Origin of the sequence: Mesorhizobium sp. M7A.F.Ca.MR.362.00.0.0 (assembly GCF_004023175.1) — a bacterium.
GTDB lineage: Bacteria > Pseudomonadota > Alphaproteobacteria > Rhizobiales > Rhizobiaceae > Mesorhizobium.
The window spans coordinates 9,640-10,367 of record NZ_RZTF01000071.1 but is presented as its reverse complement, the minus strand read 5'-3'; the positions used below and the strand labels follow the sequence as shown (position 1 = coordinate 10,367).

The 728-nt window shown below is 61.8% G+C and carries 2 protein-coding genes; both read right to left on the bottom strand.

The window, feature by feature from the left end:
• Positions 1-163: isocitrate/isopropylmalate family dehydrogenase (locus EOC06_RS42335; RefSeq protein WP_245469519.1), on the bottom strand; the 163-nt coding region annotated here is incomplete at its 3' end.
• 161 nt (positions 164-324) lie between these two features.
• Positions 325-675, bottom strand: coding sequence for a VOC family protein (locus EOC06_RS12250; protein ID WP_127271319.1), 351 nt, complete (start codon positions 673-675; stop codon positions 325-327).
• Positions 676-728 lie beyond the last annotated feature (53 nt).

Genomic DNA, 728 nt, shown 5'->3' with positions numbered 1-728 from the left:
CCGCGCCATGCGCGTCATAGGCGCAGCCGCCGACCAGCCCCTCATCGGTGGCAAAACCGCTGCCGAGCTTGTCGTTCATGACCGCGATCAGTTTCTTGACCTCGGCCATGGCCTCGGGACCGATGCCGTCACCGGGGAGCAGGAAAAGATGCTTCGTTGCCATGGAGGAACCGTCCTGGAAAGAATTTGAACCGCGGCCTTGCTAAACGCCAAGCCGGTTGTGCGCAAGGAGTAACGCAGCGATCAAGAACAACCTCGTTCGTTTGCGATCCTTCGCGCTCCCCTCTGCCCCGCCAGCCTCCCGCAAATTGCAGCGCCTTGCCTTCACCGATGCGAGAGAATGTTGACCAGCCGGCCGAACGGATCGCGGACATAGAAGCGGCGCACGCCCCAGGGCTCGTCGGCCGGTCCGTATTCGATGGCGAAGCCCGCCGCTTTCATGGCGTCGAGCGCCGCATCGACATCATCGACCTCGATCGAAAGATCCGGCACCGGCGTTTCGGAGCCGCCTTGCGCCATGAAACTGACCTGGACATCCATCTTTGCCTGCGAGCCGTAGGTGGCGATCCAGCCAAGGTCCATAAGCACATCGAGGCCGAGGACATCCTGATAGAAACGCTTGGCCGCAGTGGCATCCGATGTCTCGATATTGGCAACGATGCGCCGGACTTTCATCGTCGGTCGCCTTTCAAGCCGTGCGCCGCAGCGCCGTCACCTCGATCTCGATC